The 16,864-nt window shown below is 68.8% G+C and carries 13 protein-coding genes, 1 tRNA gene and 1 pseudogene; 3 read left to right on the top strand and 12 right to left on the bottom strand.

Features of this window, described 5'->3' with window-relative positions; genetic code table 11:
• Window positions 1–8: 8 nt before the first annotated feature.
• The 8 genes from ACFV9D_RS02935 to ACFV9D_RS02900 form a co-directional block, all read right to left on the bottom strand.
• Window positions 9–1,100 carry an LCP family protein gene (locus tag ACFV9D_RS02935; RefSeq protein ID WP_385139910.1) on the bottom strand — a complete coding sequence of 364 codons (1,092 nt, stop codon included), beginning with the start codon at window positions 1,098–1,100 and terminating at the stop codon, window positions 9–11.
• A 203-nt stretch (window positions 1,101–1,303) separates the two neighbouring features.
• Window positions 1,304–3,328: a transcription termination factor Rho gene (gene rho / locus ACFV9D_RS02930; protein WP_385139907.1), complete on the bottom strand. Its 2,025-nt coding sequence runs from the start codon at window positions 3,326–3,328 to the stop codon at window positions 1,304–1,306.
• A 383-nt stretch (window positions 3,329–3,711) separates the two neighbouring features.
• Window positions 3,712–4,629, bottom strand: coding sequence for a homoserine kinase (gene thrB / locus ACFV9D_RS02925; RefSeq protein WP_158990478.1), 918 nt, complete (start codon window positions 4,627–4,629; stop codon window positions 3,712–3,714).
• A gap of 306 nt (window positions 4,630–4,935) precedes the next feature.
• Window positions 4,936–6,006 carry a threonine synthase gene (gene thrC / locus ACFV9D_RS02920; RefSeq protein ID WP_385139904.1) on the bottom strand — a complete coding sequence of 357 codons (1,071 nt, stop codon included), beginning with the start codon at window positions 6,004–6,006 and terminating at the stop codon, window positions 4,936–4,938.
• A gap of 6 nt (window positions 6,007–6,012) precedes the next feature.
• Complete coding sequence (locus ACFV9D_RS02915) at window positions 6,013–7,305, bottom strand: homoserine dehydrogenase (RefSeq protein WP_385139901.1); 1,293 nt, start codon at window positions 7,303–7,305, stop codon at window positions 6,013–6,015.
• A gap of 104 nt (window positions 7,306–7,409) precedes the next feature.
• The gene (gene lysA, locus ACFV9D_RS02910; RefSeq protein WP_385139898.1) at window positions 7,410–8,801 is read right to left on the bottom strand and encodes a diaminopimelate decarboxylase; all 1,392 of its coding nucleotides are present in this window, start codon (window positions 8,799–8,801) and stop codon (window positions 7,410–7,412) included.
• 11 nt (window positions 8,802–8,812) lie between these two features.
• Window positions 8,813–9,862, bottom strand: a complete 1,050-nt coding sequence (gene nrtL, locus ACFV9D_RS02905; protein WP_385139896.1) for an ArgS-related anticodon-binding protein NrtL — start codon at window positions 9,860–9,862, stop codon at window positions 8,813–8,815.
• Between the two features lie 332 nt (window positions 9,863–10,194).
• The gene (locus ACFV9D_RS02900) at window positions 10,195–10,674 is read right to left on the bottom strand and encodes a response regulator (RefSeq protein ID WP_385139893.1); all 480 of its coding nucleotides are present in this window, start codon (window positions 10,672–10,674) and stop codon (window positions 10,195–10,197) included.
• Between the two features lie 159 nt (window positions 10,675–10,833).
• On the opposite strand from ACFV9D_RS02900, the gene ACFV9D_RS02895 reads away from it, so the two are divergent.
• Window positions 10,834–10,905 (top strand) — tRNA-Arg (locus ACFV9D_RS02895).
• A 210-nt stretch (window positions 10,906–11,115) separates the two neighbouring features.
• Here ACFV9D_RS02895 and ACFV9D_RS02890 read toward each other — a convergent pair.
• The 4 genes and pseudogenes from ACFV9D_RS02890 to ACFV9D_RS02875 form a co-directional block, all read right to left on the bottom strand.
• Window positions 11,116–11,496 carry a hypothetical protein gene (locus ACFV9D_RS02890; RefSeq protein WP_385139891.1) on the bottom strand — a complete coding sequence of 127 codons (381 nt, stop codon included), beginning with the start codon at window positions 11,494–11,496 and terminating at the stop codon, window positions 11,116–11,118.
• Entirely contained in the window at window positions 11,493–12,866 is a 1,374-nt protein-coding gene (locus tag ACFV9D_RS02885) for a tyrosine-type recombinase/integrase (protein ID WP_385139888.1), read from the bottom strand. The genes ACFV9D_RS02890 and ACFV9D_RS02885 overlap by 4 nt, the downstream gene beginning before the upstream one ends.
• Complete coding sequence (locus tag ACFV9D_RS02880) at window positions 12,863–13,036, bottom strand: helix-turn-helix transcriptional regulator (protein WP_385140449.1); 174 nt, start codon at window positions 13,034–13,036, stop codon at window positions 12,863–12,865. Before ACFV9D_RS02880 ends, ACFV9D_RS02885 begins: the two co-directional genes overlap by 4 nt.
• 11 nt (window positions 13,037–13,047) lie before the next feature.
• Window positions 13,048–14,124, bottom strand: a pseudogene (locus ACFV9D_RS02875) (replication initiator); the annotation flags it as partial.
• 179 nt (window positions 14,125–14,303) lie between these two features.
• On the opposite strand from ACFV9D_RS02875, the gene ACFV9D_RS02870 reads away from it, so the two are divergent.
• Together ACFV9D_RS02870 and ACFV9D_RS02865 are read left to right on the top strand one after the other, a co-directional pair.
• Window positions 14,304–14,534 (top strand): hypothetical protein, encoded by a 231-nt coding sequence (locus tag ACFV9D_RS02870; protein ID WP_385139885.1) that lies wholly within the window; start codon window positions 14,304–14,306, stop codon window positions 14,532–14,534.
• 191 nt (window positions 14,535–14,725) lie between these two features.
• Window positions 14,726–16,069 (top strand): helix-turn-helix domain-containing protein, encoded by a 1,344-nt coding sequence (locus ACFV9D_RS02865; protein ID WP_385139883.1) that lies wholly within the window; start codon window positions 14,726–14,728, stop codon window positions 16,067–16,069.
• Window positions 16,070–16,864: the final 795 nt, after the last annotated feature.

The following is a 16,864-nucleotide window of genomic DNA, read 5'->3' as shown; positions in this document are numbered from 1 at the left end:
CTTCCGTGCTATTTCACGAGGCCGTCGGCCTTGCCGGTGGCCGTGTCCTTCGTCGCCGAGGCCGGGATGGGCTTGTCGTTCTTGAGCGCCTGCCAGACCTGCCGGGACTGGGCTTCCAGCGGTATCACGCGGTTCGGGTCGGCGGGGTCGTACTCCACCGGCATCGTGATCATGTGGACGTCCTCGGCGCCGAGCCCGGAGAGCCCCTTGGCGAAGGTCATGAGCTCGTTGACCGAGTCGAGCTCGGAGTCCGGCGTGATGGCCTTGGTGGCGGTGTCGGCGACGTCCAGGAGCTTCTTCGGGTTGGAGAAGACGCCGACGTTCTTGACCTGGTCGATGAAGGCCTTCATGAAGGCCTGCTGGAGCTGGATGCGGCCGAGGTCGCTGCCGTCGCCGACGCTCTTGCGGGTGCGCACCAGACCGAGGGACTGCTCACCGTCGAGGGTGTGGGTGCCCGGTGCGAGGTCGAGGTGGCTCTTGGAGTCCTTGATGGCCTTCGTCGTGGTGATATCCACGCCGCCGAGCTTGTCGATCAGCTTCTTGAATCCGGTGAAGTCGACCTCGATGTAGTGGTCCATGCGGATGCCGGACATCGACTCGACCGTCTTCACGGCGCAGGCCGGGCCGCCGACCTCGTAGGCGGTGTTGAACATGGCCCGCTTCTCGCCGGCCACGGCGGTGCCCTGCCCGTCGGTGCAGGCGGGGCGGTCGACGAGGGTGTCGCGCGGGACGGAGACGACGCCGGCCTTCTTGTGGCCCTCGTAGACGTGCACGATCATCGCGGTGTCGGAGCGGGCGCCGCCCTCGTCGGTGCCGTACGCGCCGTTGTCGCCGGAGCGGGAGTCGGAGCCGAGGACGAGGATGTCCATCGAGCCGTTGTCGACGTTCTCGGGGCGGTCGGTGCCGAGCTGGGCGTTGATGTCGACGCTCTTGAGGTTGCCGTTCAGCTTGACGTACACGTAGCCGAGTCCGGAGCCGCCGACGACGACGAGCACGGCCGCGCTCCAGGCGGCGACGGTCACGGCGCGGCGGCCCCTGGTGGGCTGCTTGCGGCGCCGGCCGTTGCCTCGTATTCGGCCGCCCTTGCTCTGCTCAGACATTCCTACCTCAGGTCCTAGGTTCACCTTCTGTGACGGCGAAGCACCCGAAAGGGTTGCATAGGAACCTGTGAGGTTTCACTGAGCGACGGACGACAACGCACCGCGCCCACCGTGCGAGGCACGGTGGGCGCGGTGGTTTGTCCAGGTCACGGCGGGGTTACAAGGTCGGTGCTCTGCCCTCGCCGTGTGACGGAGGTCTCGCCTCAGTCGTTGTTGCCGGACCCGGGAGTCGTCTTCTGGATCTGCAGAAGGAACTCGCCGTTCGACTTCGTCTGCTTCATCTTGTCGAGCAGCAGCTCGATCGCCTGCTGCTGGTCGAGCGCGTGCAGCACGCGACGCAGCTTCCAGGTGACCGCGAGCTCGTCACTGCCGAGCAGGATCTCTTCCTTACGCGTACCCGAGGCGTCGACGTCGACGGCCGGGAAGATGCGCTTGTCGGCGAGCTTCCGGTCGAGCTTGAGCTCCATGTTGCCGGTGCCCTTGAACTCCTCGAAGATCACCTCGTCCATGCGCGAGCCGGTGTCGACCAGCGCGGTGGCCAGGATGGTCAGCGAGCCGCCGTCCTCGATGTTGCGCGCCGCACCGAAGAAGCGCTTCGGCGGGTAGAGCGCGGTCGAGTCGACACCACCGGACAGGATGCGGCCGGAGGCGGGCGCAGCAAGGTTGTACGCGCGGCCCAGGCGGGTGATCGAGTCGAGCAGGACGACCACGTCGTGACCCAGCTCCACGAGACGCTTGGCGCGCTCGATGGCCAGCTCGGCGACCGTGGTGTGGTCCTCGGCCGGGCGGTCGAAGGTCGAGGAGATGACCTCGCCCTTGACCGACCGCTGCATGTCGGTGACCTCTTCCGGACGCTCGTCGACCAGGACGACCATCAGGTGGCACTCGGGGTTGTTGTGCGTGATCGCGTTGGCGATCGCCTGCATGATCATGGTCTTGCCGGTCTTCGGCGGGGCCACGATCAGGCCTCGCTGGCCCTTGCCGATCGGCGACACGAGGTCGATGATCCGCGTGGTCAGCACGCCCGGGTCGGTCTCCAGACGGAGCCGGTCCTGCGGGTAGAGCGGGGTCAGCTTGTTGAACTCCGGGCGGCCACGGCCGGAATCGGCGGCCATGCCGTTCGAGGAGTCCAGGCGGACCAGCGCGTTGAACTTCTCGCGGCGCTCGCCCTCCTTCGGCTGACGCACGGCGCCGGTGACGTGGTCGCCCTTGCGCAGACCGTTCTTGCGGACCTGGGCGAGCGAGACGTACACGTCGTTCGGGCCGGGCAGGTAGCCGGAGGTCCGGATGAACGCGTAGTTGTCGAGGATGTCCAGGATGCCCGCGACGGGGATCAGGACGTCGTCGTCGGAGACCTGCGGCTCACCGGTCGCGAACTCGTCACGGCCACGACGGCCACGACGGTCGCGGTAGCGGCCGCGACGGCCACGACGGCCGCCCTCGTCGTCGAAGTCGTCCTGCGGGCCGGTGTTCTGCTGCTGGCCGCCCTGACGCTGCTGACGCTGGCCGCCCTGGCCACCGCCCTGCTGGTCCTCGCCCTTGCCGCGGTCACGGCGGTCGCGCTGACGGTCGCCGCGGTCACGGCGGTCCCCGCGCTCACCGCGGTCACGGCGGCCGCGGCCCTCGGCGGTGTCGACGGCGGTGTCGGCCTTGGCGTCGGCGGACGTGTCCGTACGCGCCTCGGTGCGGGCCTCCGCACGGGCCTCGACCTTGGTCTCGGTCTTCACGGCCTGGGCGGTCTCGGCCTTGGCCTCGGCCTCCGGGCTGCCGGCGGGCGCGGTGGCCCGGCGACGACGGCGCTCGCCGGCCGGCTGGTCCTCGGAGGCAGGCTGACCGGGAATGTCGATCTGCTGCTGGGCCACGGCCTTCTCGGCCTTGTCGGCCTTGGGCGCGGCCTCGGCGGCCTCGTCGCCCGTACGGGCCTTGGAGGTGGCGCGGCGCTTCGGCTTGGCGTCAGCCGTGTCGGCGGCGGCCTTGGCGGGGGCGGAGCCGCCTCCGGCCTGCGCCTCCTTGATGACCTCGATCAGCTGGCTCTTGCGCATCCGCGCGGTGCCCCTGATGCCGAGGCCGGACGCGACCTGCTGCAGCTCGGCCAGGACCATGCCCTCGAGGCCGGTGCCGGAGCGGCGGCGCCGTGCGGTGGTGCCAGTGGCAGCACCTGCGGCGGGCGCGGCGTTGTCGACATTGTTGTCGGCAGTCACGCCCATCAGATCGGTGGTGTCGCTCACGAAGGGTCCTTCCCTGGAGCGGACGTCGGCCATCTGGCTCGGCGACCGGTTGTGCTGTCCGACGACGGTCCTGGCTTGTGGACCGTGTCGGGGCGGTGGTCCCGCCGGGTACGGCGGAAGAGAAAAACGTGCTGTGGGTCCGGCCCGAGGCCCCCTGCTCGGCCCTCACAAGGAAAGAGCGAGGGGTGTCGTGCCGGTTCCGGAGCGTGCTCGAAACTGCTCAGGCAGGCTGCTCAGGCAGTTGGGGAGGCTCCCGGAAGAATTGGTGGTCCCGGATGGGGACACTCAGCACCGCGCCACAAAGGCGCCGGGTGCTGACTTGAGGTTAACACTACCGGCTCCAACAAACATTCCCCCTCTCCATCACCGGCAATCACGTGTCCCTATGGCGCGAGCGGCAGAACACTCGCTCCGGACACGTCGAGGTCGAGCCGGTTCGCGGCCCACCCCTCTCCCGCCAGCCGGGCGACCTTGTCGGCCGTCCCGTGTTCGGCCAGCGCGAGCACCGTGGGGCCCGCGCCGGAGATGACCGCGGGGACTCCGTCCGCCCGCAGCCGGTTCACAAGGGCGATGCTCTCGGGCATCGCGGGAGCCCGGTACTCCTGGTGCAGCCGGTCCTCGGTGGCCGCGAGCAGCAGCTCGGGGCGGCGGGTCAGCGCCTCCACGAGGAGCGCGGCGCGTCCGGCGTTGGCCGCGGCGTCGACGTGCGGGACGGTGCGCGGCAGCAGACCGCGGGCGGTCTCGGTCAGCACGGGCTTACCGGGGACGAAAACCACCGGAACGATGGAATCCGAGGGATCCATCCTGATCGCCCGCGCGGCACCGGACTCGGTCCAGGCGAGCGTGAAGCCACCGAGCAGGCAGGCGGCGACGTTGTCGGGGTGCCCCTCGATCTCCGTGGCGAGCTCGAGGAGGGCCGCCTCGTCGAGGCGGGCGTCGCCGCCTATGGTCACGGCGCGGGCGGCGACGATGCCGGCGCAGATGGCGGCGGAGGAGGAGCCGAGGCCGCGGCCGTGCGGGATGCGGTTGGCGCAGACGACCTCGAGGCCGCGCGGCTGCCCGCCGAGCAGGTCGAAGGCCGTGCGCAGGGAGCGTACGAGCAGGTGGCTCTCGTCGCGCGGGAGCGTGTCGGCGCCCTCGCCGGCGATGTCGATGTGCAGCCCGGAATCGGCGACCCGGACGACGACGTCGTCGTAAAGACCCAGCGACAGGCCGAAGGCATCGAAGCCCGGGCCGAGGTTGGCGCTGGTGGCGGGAACGCGCACCCGTACGGCGGCGGCGCGGAACGCGGGACCGGCCATCGCTCGATGACTCTCCTTGACTTGCGACTACGGGATTTCAAGAGAAGTACACGGAAACCCGGGGGCCGCTTCTGCCTCGGGGGCGACAACGGCAACGACACCGCGCATATGCAACGGGGCGGGTTCGGTACAGCCTATCGAAGGAAGGTTCTGTGGCGACATAGGGCGCACAGGAGGCGCACGATGCGTGTCGCGAGCCATCCTGTGCGCCTATGTACGTTCCTGATCGGGTTTCACCGTGGGGCGAAACCCGATCAGGTGAGGTGAACGCGGGGTGAATCAGGCGGGGGATTCAGGCGGTACGGATCAGGCCAGACCGAGGCGCTCGGCGGCGGCCGCGGCGTCGACCGGGACGGTGACCGGCTGGGGCGCGCCGGCGACGGCCCAGTCGGGGTCCTTCAGGCCGTTGCCGGTGACGGTGCAGACGATCCGCTGGCCCGGGTCGACCTTGCCCTGCTCGGCGGCCTTCAGCAGACCGGCGACCGACGCGGCCGAGGCGGGCTCCACGAAGACACCCTCCTGGGCGGCCAACAGCCGGTAGGCGCGCAGGATCTCACGGTCCGTCACCTCGTCGATGAGGCCGCCGGACTCGTCCCGCGCGGCGATCGCGAAGTCCCAGGAGGCCGGGTTGCCGATCCGGATCGCGGTGGCGATGGTCGACGGGTCCTTGACGACCTCGCCGCGCACGAGCGGCGCGGAACCGGAGGCCTGGAAGCCCCACATGCGCGGGCGGTGCGTGGACATGCCGTCCGCGGCGTACTCCCGGTATCCCTTCCAGTACGCCGTGATGTTGCCGGCGTTGCCCACGGGCAGGACATGGATGTCGGGGGCGTCGCCCAGCATGTCCACGATCTCGAAGGCGGCGGTCTTCTGCCCCTCGATACGGACCGGGTTGACGGAATTGACCAGCGCGACGGGGTAGTTGTCCGACAGCGCGCGGGCCAGGTCCAGACAGTCGTCGAAGTTGCCGTCGACCTGGAGGATCTTCGCGCCGTGCACGAGGGCCTGGCCCATCTTGCCGAGCGCGATCTTGCCCTGCGGCACGAGGACGGCGGACACCATTCCGGCGCGTACCGCGTAAGCCGCCGCGGACGCCGAGGTGTTGCCGGTGGAGGCGCAGATGACGGCCTGCGCGCCCTCCTCCTTGGCCTTGGAGATGGCCATGGTCATGCCGCGGTCCTTGAAGGAACCGGTGGGGTTGGCGCCCTCGACCTTGAGGTGCACCTCGCAGCCCGTGCGCTCGGAGAGGACCTGAGCGGGGACGAGCGGCGTGCCGCCCTCACGGAGCGTGACGACGGGCGTCGTGTCCGTGACCGGAAGGCGGTCCCGGTACTCCTCGATGATGCCGCGCCACTGGTGGGTGCCCTTGCTGGTCATGGGTCCTTACTCCCCTTCAACACGCATGATGCTGGCGACACCGCGCACGGTGTCGAGCTTGCGCAGCGCCTCGACGGTCCCGGAGAGGGCGGAGTCGGGCGCGCGGTGGGTGACGACGACGAGGGAGGCCTCGCCGTCCTTGCCCTGCTGGCGGACGGTGTCGATCGACACCCCGTGCTCGGCGAAGACCGTCGCGACCTGGGCGAGCACGCCAGGCTTGTCGGCCACGTCGAGGCTGATGTGGTACCGCGTCACGACCTCGCCCATGGGGCTCACGGGCAGCTGGGTGTACGCGGACTCGCCGGGGCCGGTGGCCTCGTTGAGCTTGTTGCGGCACACGGCGACCAGGTCGCCGAGGACGGCCGAGGCGGTCGGAGAGCCGCCGGCGCCGGGGCCGTAGAACATGAGCCGCCCGGCGGCCTCGGCCTCGACGAAGACCGCGTTGTAGGCCTCGCGGACGGAGGCGAGCGGGTGGCTCAGCGGGATCATTGCGGGGTGCACGCGCGCGGTGACGGACCCGCCGTCGGCGGAGCGCTCACAGATGGCGAGCAGCTTGATGGTGCAGCCCATGCGCTTGGCGGAGGCGAAGTCGGCGGCGGTGACCTCGGTCATGCCCTCGCGGTAGACGTCGTCGAGACGTACGCGGGTGTGGAAGGCGATCCCGGCGAGGATGGCGGCCTTGGCGGCGGCGTCGAACCCTTCGACGTCGGCGGTGGGGTCGGCTTCCGCGTACCCGAGGGCGGTGGCCTCGTCGAGCGCCTCGGAGTACCCGGCGCCGGACGTGTCCATCTTGTCGAGGATGAAGTTCGTCGTGCCGTTGACGATGCCCATCACACGGTTGATCTTGTCGCCGGCAAGGGACTCGCGCAGCGGCCGGATGAGGGGAATGGCCCCCGCGACGGCCGCTTCGTAGTAGAGATCCTGCCCGTGCTGGTCGGCGGAGGCGTAGAGGTTCGCGCCGTCCTGGGCGAGGAGCGCCTTGTTGGCCGAGACGACGGAGACGCCGTGCTCGAAGGCGGTGGTGATGAGGGTGCGGGCGGGCTCGACCCCGCCGATGACCTCGACGACGACGTCGATGTCGCCCCGTTTGACCAGGGCGGTCGCGTCGGTGGTGATCAGCTCCGCGGGGATGCCCTCACGGACCTTGTCCGGGCGGCGGACCGCCACGCCGGCGAGCTCGACCGGGGCGCCGATGCGCGCGGCGAGGTCGTCGGCGTGCGTCGTCATGATGCGCGCCACCTCTGAGCCGACCACACCACAGCCCAGCAGCGCCACCTTCAGCGGACGCGTACGCATCATCCGACCTCGTTTCTCGTACTACTTCGTATCTCTACGGTTGGACCAGTCTCACTCACCGGACGAGCGTTTCTGTCCCTCGTCCGGATCCTGAGACGCCTATTTCATCACCCGACATCGAGACGCAGGAGATCTTCCTCCGTCTCGCGCCGGACGATCACCCGCGCCTCGCCGTCGCGGACGGCGACGACGGGCGGGCGGAGTGCGTGGTTGTAGTTGCTGGCCATGGAGCGGCAGTACGCCCCGGTGGCCGGTACGGCGATGAGATCGCCGGGCGCGACGTCGGCGGGCAGGAACGCGTCGCGTACGACGATGTCGCCGCTCTCGCAGTGCTTGCCGACGACGCGGACGAGCATGGGCTCGGCGTCACTCGTCCGCGAGACGAGGGCGACGCTGTACTCGGCGTCGTACAGCGCGGTGCGGATGTTGTCCGACATGCCGCCGTCGACGGAGACGTAGGTCCGCAGCCCTTCGAGGGGCTTGACGGTGCCGACCTCGTACAGGGTGAAGGCGGTGGGGCCGACGATGGCACGCCCGGGCTCGACGGAGATGCGCGGCGTGCGGAGCCCGGCGGCCTCGCACTCCCGCGTGACGATCTCATTCAGAGCCTTGGCGATGTGGTGGGGCTCGCGGGGGTCGTCCTCGGAGGTGTAGGCGATGCCGAGACCGCCGCCGAGGTCGATCTCGGGGAGCTCGACGCCGTGTTCGTCGCGTACCTCGGCGAGCAGCTGGACGACGCGGCGGGCGGACACCTCGAAGCCGGCCATGTCGAAGATCTGGGACCCGATGTGCGAGTGGATCCCGATGAGCTCGAGCCCGTCGAGCTTCAGCGCCCGCCGTACGGCCTCGGCGGCCTGTCCCCCGGCCAGGGCGATGCCGAACTTCTGGTCCTCGTGGGCGGTGGCGATGAACTCGTGGGTGTGCGCCTCGACGCCGACCGTGACGCGGATCTGGACGCGCTGCCGCTTGCCGAGGGACTGGGCGATGTGGGCGACGCGGACGATCTCCTGGAAGGAGTCGAGGACGATGCGCCCGACGCCGACGGAGACGGCCCTGTGGATCTCTTCTTCGCTCTTGTTGTTCCCGTGGAAGGCGATGCGCTCAGGGGGCATGCCGGCGGAGAGGGCGGTGGAGAGCTCACCACCGGAGCACACGTCCAGATTCAGCCCCTCCTCCTTGAGCCACCGCACGATGGCGCGGGAGAGGAACGCCTTCCCGGCGTAGAACACATCCGCGTCCTGGCCGAAGGCGTCGGCCCAGGCGCGGCAGCGGGCGCGGAAGTCGGCCTCGTCGAGGAAGTAGGCGGGGGTCCCGAACTCCTCGCGGAGCTCGTCGACACCGATGCCGCCGACGGTGACGACGCCACGGTCGTTCCGCTCGACGGTCCGGGCCCAGACCTTGGGGTCGAGCTGGTTCAGGTCGCTGGGCGGGGCCGTGTAGTGCCCTTCGGGGAGGACGTCGGCGTGGCGGGGCCCGGCGGGGTGGGCGGAACGGCTCATGTCTGCATCTTTCAAATCTGGTCGGGTGCGCTGATGCCGAGCAGGGAGAGGCCACCGGCGAGCACCACCCCGGCGGCTTCGGCGAGCGCGAGCCGGGAGCGGTGGGCGGCCGAGGGTTTCTCGTCGCCGCGGGGCAGGACGGTGTGCTGGAAGTCGAGCAGCGCGTCGGCGATGGCTTCGAGGTGCCGGGCGACCCGGTCGGGCGCGCGATGGCGGGCGGCGGAGGCGAGGACGACGGGGTGGTCGCCGAGGAGGTGCGTGAGAGCGGGTGCGTTCACGTGCGTGAGCGCGGGTGCGCCCACGTGCTCGCCCGCCTCGCTCGTCTCACCCTTCGTCTCACTCTTCGTCTCTCTCGTCTCGCTCGTCTCACTCCGGAACCCGAGCTGCTCGGCGTTCCGTACGAGGGCGCGGGTACGGGAGTAGGCGTACCGGACGCGGAAGAGGGGATTGCCCTCGTCCTGACGGAGAAGCTCGCTGCCGAGTCGCGCCTGGTCGTGGGCGGCGGCAGAGAGGAGCCCCCAGCGCGCGGCGTCGACGCCGAGGCGGTGGAGGAGGTCGCGGGAGGTGTGCGGTACGGGCAGAGGCGAGAACTCGGGGGCCGGCCCCCCGGTCCGTACGGCGATGCCCTGGGAGAGAAGGATCCGCCGCACGGCGTCGGCGGTGACGGCGGCGCGGATGTCGGCGCGGTGACCGATCCGTACGCTCTCCCCGGTGGGCTCGCGCCACCCGTACCGGGGACCGAGGCGGAGGATCTCGCGGACGAGGTCCTGCTGGGCCTCCCGACGCAGGGTGAAGTTGAGGAACCCGGGCCCGGTGATGTCGACGGCGGCGATCCCGGGACTCCGATCGAGCCGGTCCCGGAGGATCGCGGCGACATCGCGGGGCGCACGCTGCGCGCCCCGCGCGAGGACCAGGGCCACATTGCTCGCGTAGTCCCCGCGCCCCCCGGGCCGGGGCCGCTCGATCTTGAGACTCTCGGGAACATCGACCCGCAGCGCACCATCGTCGACCGCACGGCGCACGGCGTGCAGCACAGTGAGGGAGAGGTCCGCGGGGGTCACGGGACAAGCGTATGGGAATAGGGGGGTCGAAACGCGAACCGGTTTCGCGATGCGGTCACTCGGGGGTGGGATGCAGCGTGGGGGGTGGGAGCAGCTGGGGGTGGCACGCCGCGTGGGGGCGGGAGCCGCTGGAGGCCGCACGGCGCATAGGGGCGGGAGCCGCTGGAGGCGGCAAGGCCGCTAAAGGGTGGGACCCACGAGGGGCGCCACGCCCACTACGGCCGGGATCCGCTCGCGCCCTTGGGCGTGGGACCCGCGAGGTGGGCACGCCCTCCACGGGTGGAACCCGCTAAGAGAGGCCACGCCCGCTACTGATGGAACCGCTCGCGCCCTTACGGATGGGAGCCGCTCGCGCTTCCCGCACGCCCAGCCCCGTGTCTGTCGTCGACGCCGGACGGCCCCTCCTGTCCGTCACGGCGCTCGCCCCGTTCCCGCCGGTCCCGGTGCATGAGCTGCCGCACGACGCGAACGAGCTCGGCGGGCTCGAAGGGCTTGGCCAGGAACGCGTCGACGCCGGCCGCGACACCACTGTCCATCTCGTGCTGCGTACAGGCACTGACGATGGCGACGGGCACATGACTGGTCCGCGGATCGGACCGCAGCTTCTCGGCGGTACGCAACCCGTCCAACCGGGGCATGACGACGTCGAGGGTGACGACATCAGGACAGACCTGATGCACGACATCCAGACACTCGGCACCATCGGCCGCGGTCACGACCTCGAACCCCTCGAGCTCGAGATTGACCCTGATCAACTGCCGGATCACCCGGTTGTCATCGACAACGAGCACCCGCCCGGACACGCCTGACACACGACGAGAGTAGGTCGCGGGGAGGGGCTGCGTCCGGGTTTTGCCCACTTCCGACCCGTGAGAGGGAACGAGGGGTCGGTGACGCGACGGAAATACCTGTTCACAGGCATCGCCCGGATGCTGGTAGGGTTCTACCCGTCGCCGCCGAACGCGGCGAACGCCCCCGTAGCTCAGGGGATAGAGCAACGGCCTCCGGAGCCGTGTGCGCAGGTTCGAATCCTGCCGGGGGCACTTCGCAGGAAGTGCCTAAAGACCCCGCCACCAGCGTAAATGCTGAGGACGGGGTCTTCTTGCGTGTGCAGGCGTGTGCTGCTGGGAGCGGCCGTATGTCGGGGTCCGTGGACTATTCGTGGACAGGATCTTGGGGCATCGACGCAGGTCAGTCCCGGGGAACGACGAAGGCCCCTGGACAGGTCCAGGTGCCATGGGTGCGTTGGTTGTTCACCCTCGGATCTCGCGTACGAGGACGTTGTCCTCGTCATTGAGCTCCAGCTCGTACGGGAGCCCGAAGTAGTTCAGGAGACGAGCCAACTCGTCGAGCCGCGCTGGGTCGACGACACCGTTGAGCAAGATCTTCGGACCGTCGATCGGATCGATCTCCACCTGGCACCAGCTGGTCTCCAGCTCGTAGCCGTACCAGGACGACGAGCGAGAGCTCCAGCCGGCTCCGACGAAGCGGGCGGCCACAGCCGAGGCGTTGCGGCAACCATGCAGAACGCCGCACACGTTGTTGCCCACCTCGATCCATTCGCGATCAAGCTTTGGGCCTTCATCGGATATGTCCACGCCGGGAGTATCCACCAACTCGACAACCACGATCACTCGTACTCCCGCAACAGGTCCTCGATGCGGCGATTCGCCACCTCCTGGCGACCGTCGAGGCACTTGGCATACCGACTGAGCAGCACCTCGACGCTGTTGCCGGCTCGCTCGGCAACCTCAGTGGCGTCCACGCCGGCGTTGAGCCACGTGGAGAGCGCCGAGTGCCGAAGGTCGTACGGCCGTCGGGCGAGCGGCGAGGCGACCGCTGCGGGCGGGAGTGCCAGCGACCGGGCTTCCTGCCAGGCCCGGTAGTACGTCGACGAGGCGACCACTCCCCCGCTCTCGCTGAAGAACAGGCGACCGTCGTCGGCAGTCCCGAAGGTCTCGATGTGCTCGCGGAAGATCGCCACGAGCTGGGGAGAGATGGGGACCCGGCGGACGTCCTCGTTCGGGCGGTTCTTCAGCCCGCGGTCATCGTGACTCTCCCCCGAGTCGGTCCACTGCTTGCCGACGCTCGGACGGGTCCGGTGCAGGAGGGCGGAGCCCCACCCGGACGTCGGAAGCGTCAGATCCGGCTCGGCCAGGCCCACCACCTCTGCCGGACGGAAGCCACCGAAGTACATCCCAGCAAACAACCCGACCAGGCGCCGGCCGCGAGCTCGCCGGTAGCCGCCGACGTACGAGACAGCGTGGAGGAGGGACCGGGCTTGCTCCGGGTTGGCCACGACCCGCGGGTCCACCTCGCTGGAGACCTTGGGCTTCTGCCACCGGATCGAGGCAAGGGGGTTTTCCGGAAACTCCCCCAGGTCCACCGCGTAGTGCACGGCGTTGACGAGGGTGCGGCGCTTCCGGCGCACGGTCTCGGCAGCCGCCGCAGTGCCGTCCAACTTGAGCTTGAGCGAGTCGAGGACCGCCCGCCCGATCACGGGGTCGGCAAGATCAGAAAGCGGCCGAGAGGCCTTGGCGACCCAGTGCAGTACGTTGCCGATCTCTGTCGGCAGCTCACGCTCATCCGGGCCGGGGAGGACGAAGGCCCAATTCCGCAATGCCTTCCGCATCAGACCATCGGACGGCCGCCCCGGACGATCGTCGAGAAGTGCAGTCGTAACCGAGGTCAGTGATTCGTTGATGCCGTCGCGCGTGTTCGGTGCAGCATGCGGCCACTTCATCGCCAGGTACTTCAGAGCGAAGGCGTACCAGGTCAGGGCTGACTTCTTCGCCTCCATGGAGCCGGGGAGGCCAGACTCCGTGTCGAATTCCTCGCCGTCACGTGTTGCCCGCATCAGCTTGGAGCGATAGTTGTCGGCGAGCGCTTTCGTCCTGAAGGACTCGGAGAAGACCCGGCCTGCAACGGCCCAGCGCACGTCATAAGACGGCTTCTTGGTGTTCCGCTTGCGAACACCCCAGATCTTGACGTCGAGGGACTTCACGCGGCTGCACCCTCCAGATTGCGAAGCCATGCACTGAAGTCGGACCGCCACACGCGCAGCTCACCATTGGGCAGCTTGAAGGCCGCGGGGCCCTGTTCCAGCTCACGCCACCGGTAGAAGGTCCGCCGCGAGACACCGCCGAGCTCGGCGAGGATCTGCGGGACGGTCATCAGCTCGTCTTTCACGTCAGGGCTCCTTCCAGGGCGAGTTGGTCGCGTAGGGCCTCGCGGGCGGTCTCGCGGTTGAGCTGGATGTCCCGGGCGATGGACGCGGCCAGGGCTGCTTCGCCGGGGGTGTGGCCGTGGCCGGCGTACTGCCAGGAGGCGAGGACGAGGACGGTGTCCGGCTCGATGTCGTCCAGGCCGCGGGCGGTGCGCTCTTGGGCGGCGCGGTAGTCGGCGCGGGTCTGGCGGAGTTCGCTCAGGGTGGTCGAGTACTGCCGGGACTTGGTGGAGAAGTGGCCGCGGAAGCCGAGCATGTGGGCCCACGCCAGGAGTCGGCGGTCGGGATATACGGGATCGAGGTCAAAGCAGGCTTCGACGAGGCGGCGAGTGTGATCCGGCACGCCGAGGAGAAGCAGGGCCTCGCGGTTGCCGATGCGACGGTCGAGGCTGCCGGTGGTCTCCGCGGCTTTGGTGGCGTACTTGGCGATGTAAGAGGCAACGGCCTGTTCGGTGATGTCCGAGCCGTCCCCGAAGGCTTTGACAGGCCGGATGTCGAGCTGGGCGCCCCAGCGGAGGCGCCGTAACGGCTCGTCGCCGACGGCGGGCACGGTGATGGTCGTGTACGAGTGCGTGGCAGCGGCCTGAACGGCGGCGGTGAGAAGCTCGGTCGTGGCCCAGGAGGGCGGCGGGGTGTCCGGCCCGTCTGGTCCGTCGATGCGGATCACGGCGTGGAAATGAACGGCTCCGCGCTTCTGGAACTCAGCAACCTTGCCGTACGAGAGCCGGGCGACCTCCTTCAGCTCCCGCTGTGAGAGGCCGGCGTAGGCGGCGATCTCCCTGCGAAGGCGGGTCGTGAACCGCTGCCAGAGCTGTCCGGCGTGGTTGTTGAAGAGCACGGCGCCCGGGTAGTCGTACGCGTCCGGGTCGAGCGGGGTACCAAGGGCCGGATCGCCTTCGGAGTGGTGGGTGCCGCAGCGGCAGGGCCGGGTGCCCGGGCGGTTGTGGACCGCACCGAACGACGGCGCGGTGAGGGTGAGGAACACGCGCGGGTGGTCGCGGACGGCGTCGGGGATGTCGCGGCGGTCATCTCCGGATCAGCGGGGTCCAGGACAAGGCAAACGCCGTGTACGCACACGGCCAGAGCCATGGAAGCGACATTCAGGAACCGCTCCCCACAGGCCCCGAACTTATGGCCCTCGCCGACCCGCTCGGAGATGCCGCAGTACGCGTTCGAATCGCTGGCCCAAAGATCGTAGCTGAGGAGGCCTACAGCGTGCTCGACAAGTGCACTGACGCCATGGGCAACCTGGGCGACTACATCAACCTCACCGCCAGCAGCCCGTTCTCCGTCGACAACCCGGAGCTGGCCGTCACCATGGTAGACGGGCCGATCGTGCGGCATAACGAGGTCATGGCCTCCATAGTCGCGGCCTCGAACGCTCTCTCCGACTTCCTCGACGTCGCCCGCGATCACCTGGACGACTGGAATGGCCAGGCTGCCTGAGGCGGCCGCAGTGAGTGTCTAACTGAGTGACAACCAGAGCGCACACCTACGGACGTCCACGGACCTTGACGGACTCCCACCGCAGGTCAGCGGGACATTCTCACCGGGTCACAAATGTGCCCGAATTGCTTCGGGAGCGAGGCTCCGTATTTCGCAGACACCACCGTGCAGCGCGGATGACAATCAGCTCCATGGTCGCTCTGCGCTCCAGGCGTCTCGAACGCCTCTTCGCCGCCCGTCTCGACTCCGTCTCCTACGCACAAGTCGCTGCTCTAGTGGACAACCAGGTCACTGAGCACTACGACCTCGACTTCAAGCGGGGCCTGTACGGCAATAAGGACGCGGAGAAGCGGGACCTCGCCGGTGACGTCGCCGCGATGGCCAACACCGCCGGCGGCGTCATCGTCCTCGGCGTCGACGAGGACGACCAAGCCCGAGCCTGCGCGGCCCCCGGAGTCGCCCTGAGCGACGACGAGGTGGGCCGTATCCGTCAGATCGTGTCATCGCTGGTCTCGCCGCTGCCAACCTTCGACATCCTGCCGATCGCATCGCCCGAGGAGGACGACCACGGCTTCCTCCTGATCGCAGTCCCCCGGAGTCCCAACGCCCCGCACGCGGTCCTCGTCAACAACGCACTGCGCTTCCCGCGCCGCAACGGAACCACCACCACGTACCTCGCCGAGCCTGAGGTAGCCACTGCCTACCGGGATCGGTTCACAGGAATGCAGAGCAGGCTCGACGAGGCCGTCCGGTGTGAGGCCGACCTGGTGCAGCGGCTCGACACGTCCACCACAACTTTCGCCGTTGTGACGCTGGTCCCCGATGTCGCTGGTGGCTTCACGCTCGACACCAAGGCACTCAAGGAGTTCAGAGACGAGGTTGTCCACGCGGACCCGTTCGGCGTTCCATTGGGGCACACCGTCTGGTATCGCGCTTCAGTTGGCAGCGGGCGCCTTGTAGCCGACGACAGAATGAGCGGCAAGGGCCTGGCCACCCGTTTGGCTTGCGAGCTGTACGAGAGCGGGGCTGGGTCGTTCGCCGCAATCGTGGCCAACAGGGAAGCACTGGCCCCGAACACCGAGGCCTCGTCGGTGAGTGATGTGGACGACGAGTACGTGTTCAACGCCCTATGGGGTGGACTCCGTTTCCTGGCACGCCACGCGCGCGACCGCGCTGCGGCCGGCGGCAATGCCACGGTACGCGCGTCGATCTGGCCGGTAACGCCCGCGCTGCAGGCAAGGCTTGTTCAAAGCCGACTCTTCCGTGACCAACTCGGTGACCAACAGACAGATCACCCGCCGTACGCCAGCGCTGTACTCGACATCGACGACCTCGCCGAGGACGGTGGGCCGCTCATCGCTGCGACTACGGTCCTCGCGAATGGCATCGTCCAGCACTTCGGCCAGCCCGAGGCCCTCCAAGCCACGACGGACGGAGCCATCCGTATTAGGTACTGGCACCGTGACATGCAGCAGCGGATGCGCGCTGCAACTCAAAAATGGGGGATCGAAGTCACAGAGGAGACCGTCGACTGATCCGGCCCGGGATCCACAGGCCCACGGGCCGCCTTCGCAGGTCGGACCTTCGACAACATTCGCTCTCGTGTCCAGGGGCTCCCGAGCGGCTACTCGTCACCTGGTGTATGAGCCGGGAGCCCGAGGCCTCCCAGGGGTGTCCCAGCTGTCCGACTGTCCGGCTAGCACTTTGAACCGGGAAAACGATCCGGACAGCTCCGAGGCCAGCTGTCCGGGCTGTCCGGCCGCGCGTGATCGGACACAATACCCATCATGGATACGGGGGATGTAGCACTTGTAGGCGGTATCGCGGCTGTGGTCAGCGCCACCCTGGCTGCCGTCGGAGTTGTTAGCTCGGCAAGGTTGACTGGCAAGACTCAGCGACGGGCGCAACACGAGCAGTGGCGTCGGCAGGGGCGCCGTGAGGCTTACGCAACCTTCATCACTGCCACGACAGAGTACGTGGCTGCCGTTGAAGCCGCCCAAGCCCATTTCCGCGCGTACGAACCCCCCAACGCGTCGCTTTGTGCTGCGCTTGATCGTGCGGAGGAACTTCGGCTGCCCATGAAGAAGGCCGTCGCAGTGGTATCCGTCGAAGGGCCTGCTGAGGTTGTCTCAGAGGCTTCGGGCGCTGCTGCGTTCTACGCGAGGTGGGCAGCAAGCTTGAGGGGTGAGACTTCAGTTCTCAGCGAGCCGCTGCGACCCGTGGCACCTCCCCCACCTCCACTTCGGCCCGGCGGGCACTCCTACCGACAAGCTGCCAACGCGCACTTCGAGCGTTTCCGATCGTTGGCCAGCCAGGCGCTGGATGCCCCT

This window comes from Streptomyces sp. NPDC059875 (assembly GCF_042731085.1).
GTDB lineage: Bacteria > Actinomycetota > Actinomycetes > Streptomycetales > Streptomycetaceae > Streptomyces.
The sequence above is the reverse complement of the archived record's forward strand: the minus strand, read 5'-3'. Positions and strand labels throughout refer to the sequence as shown.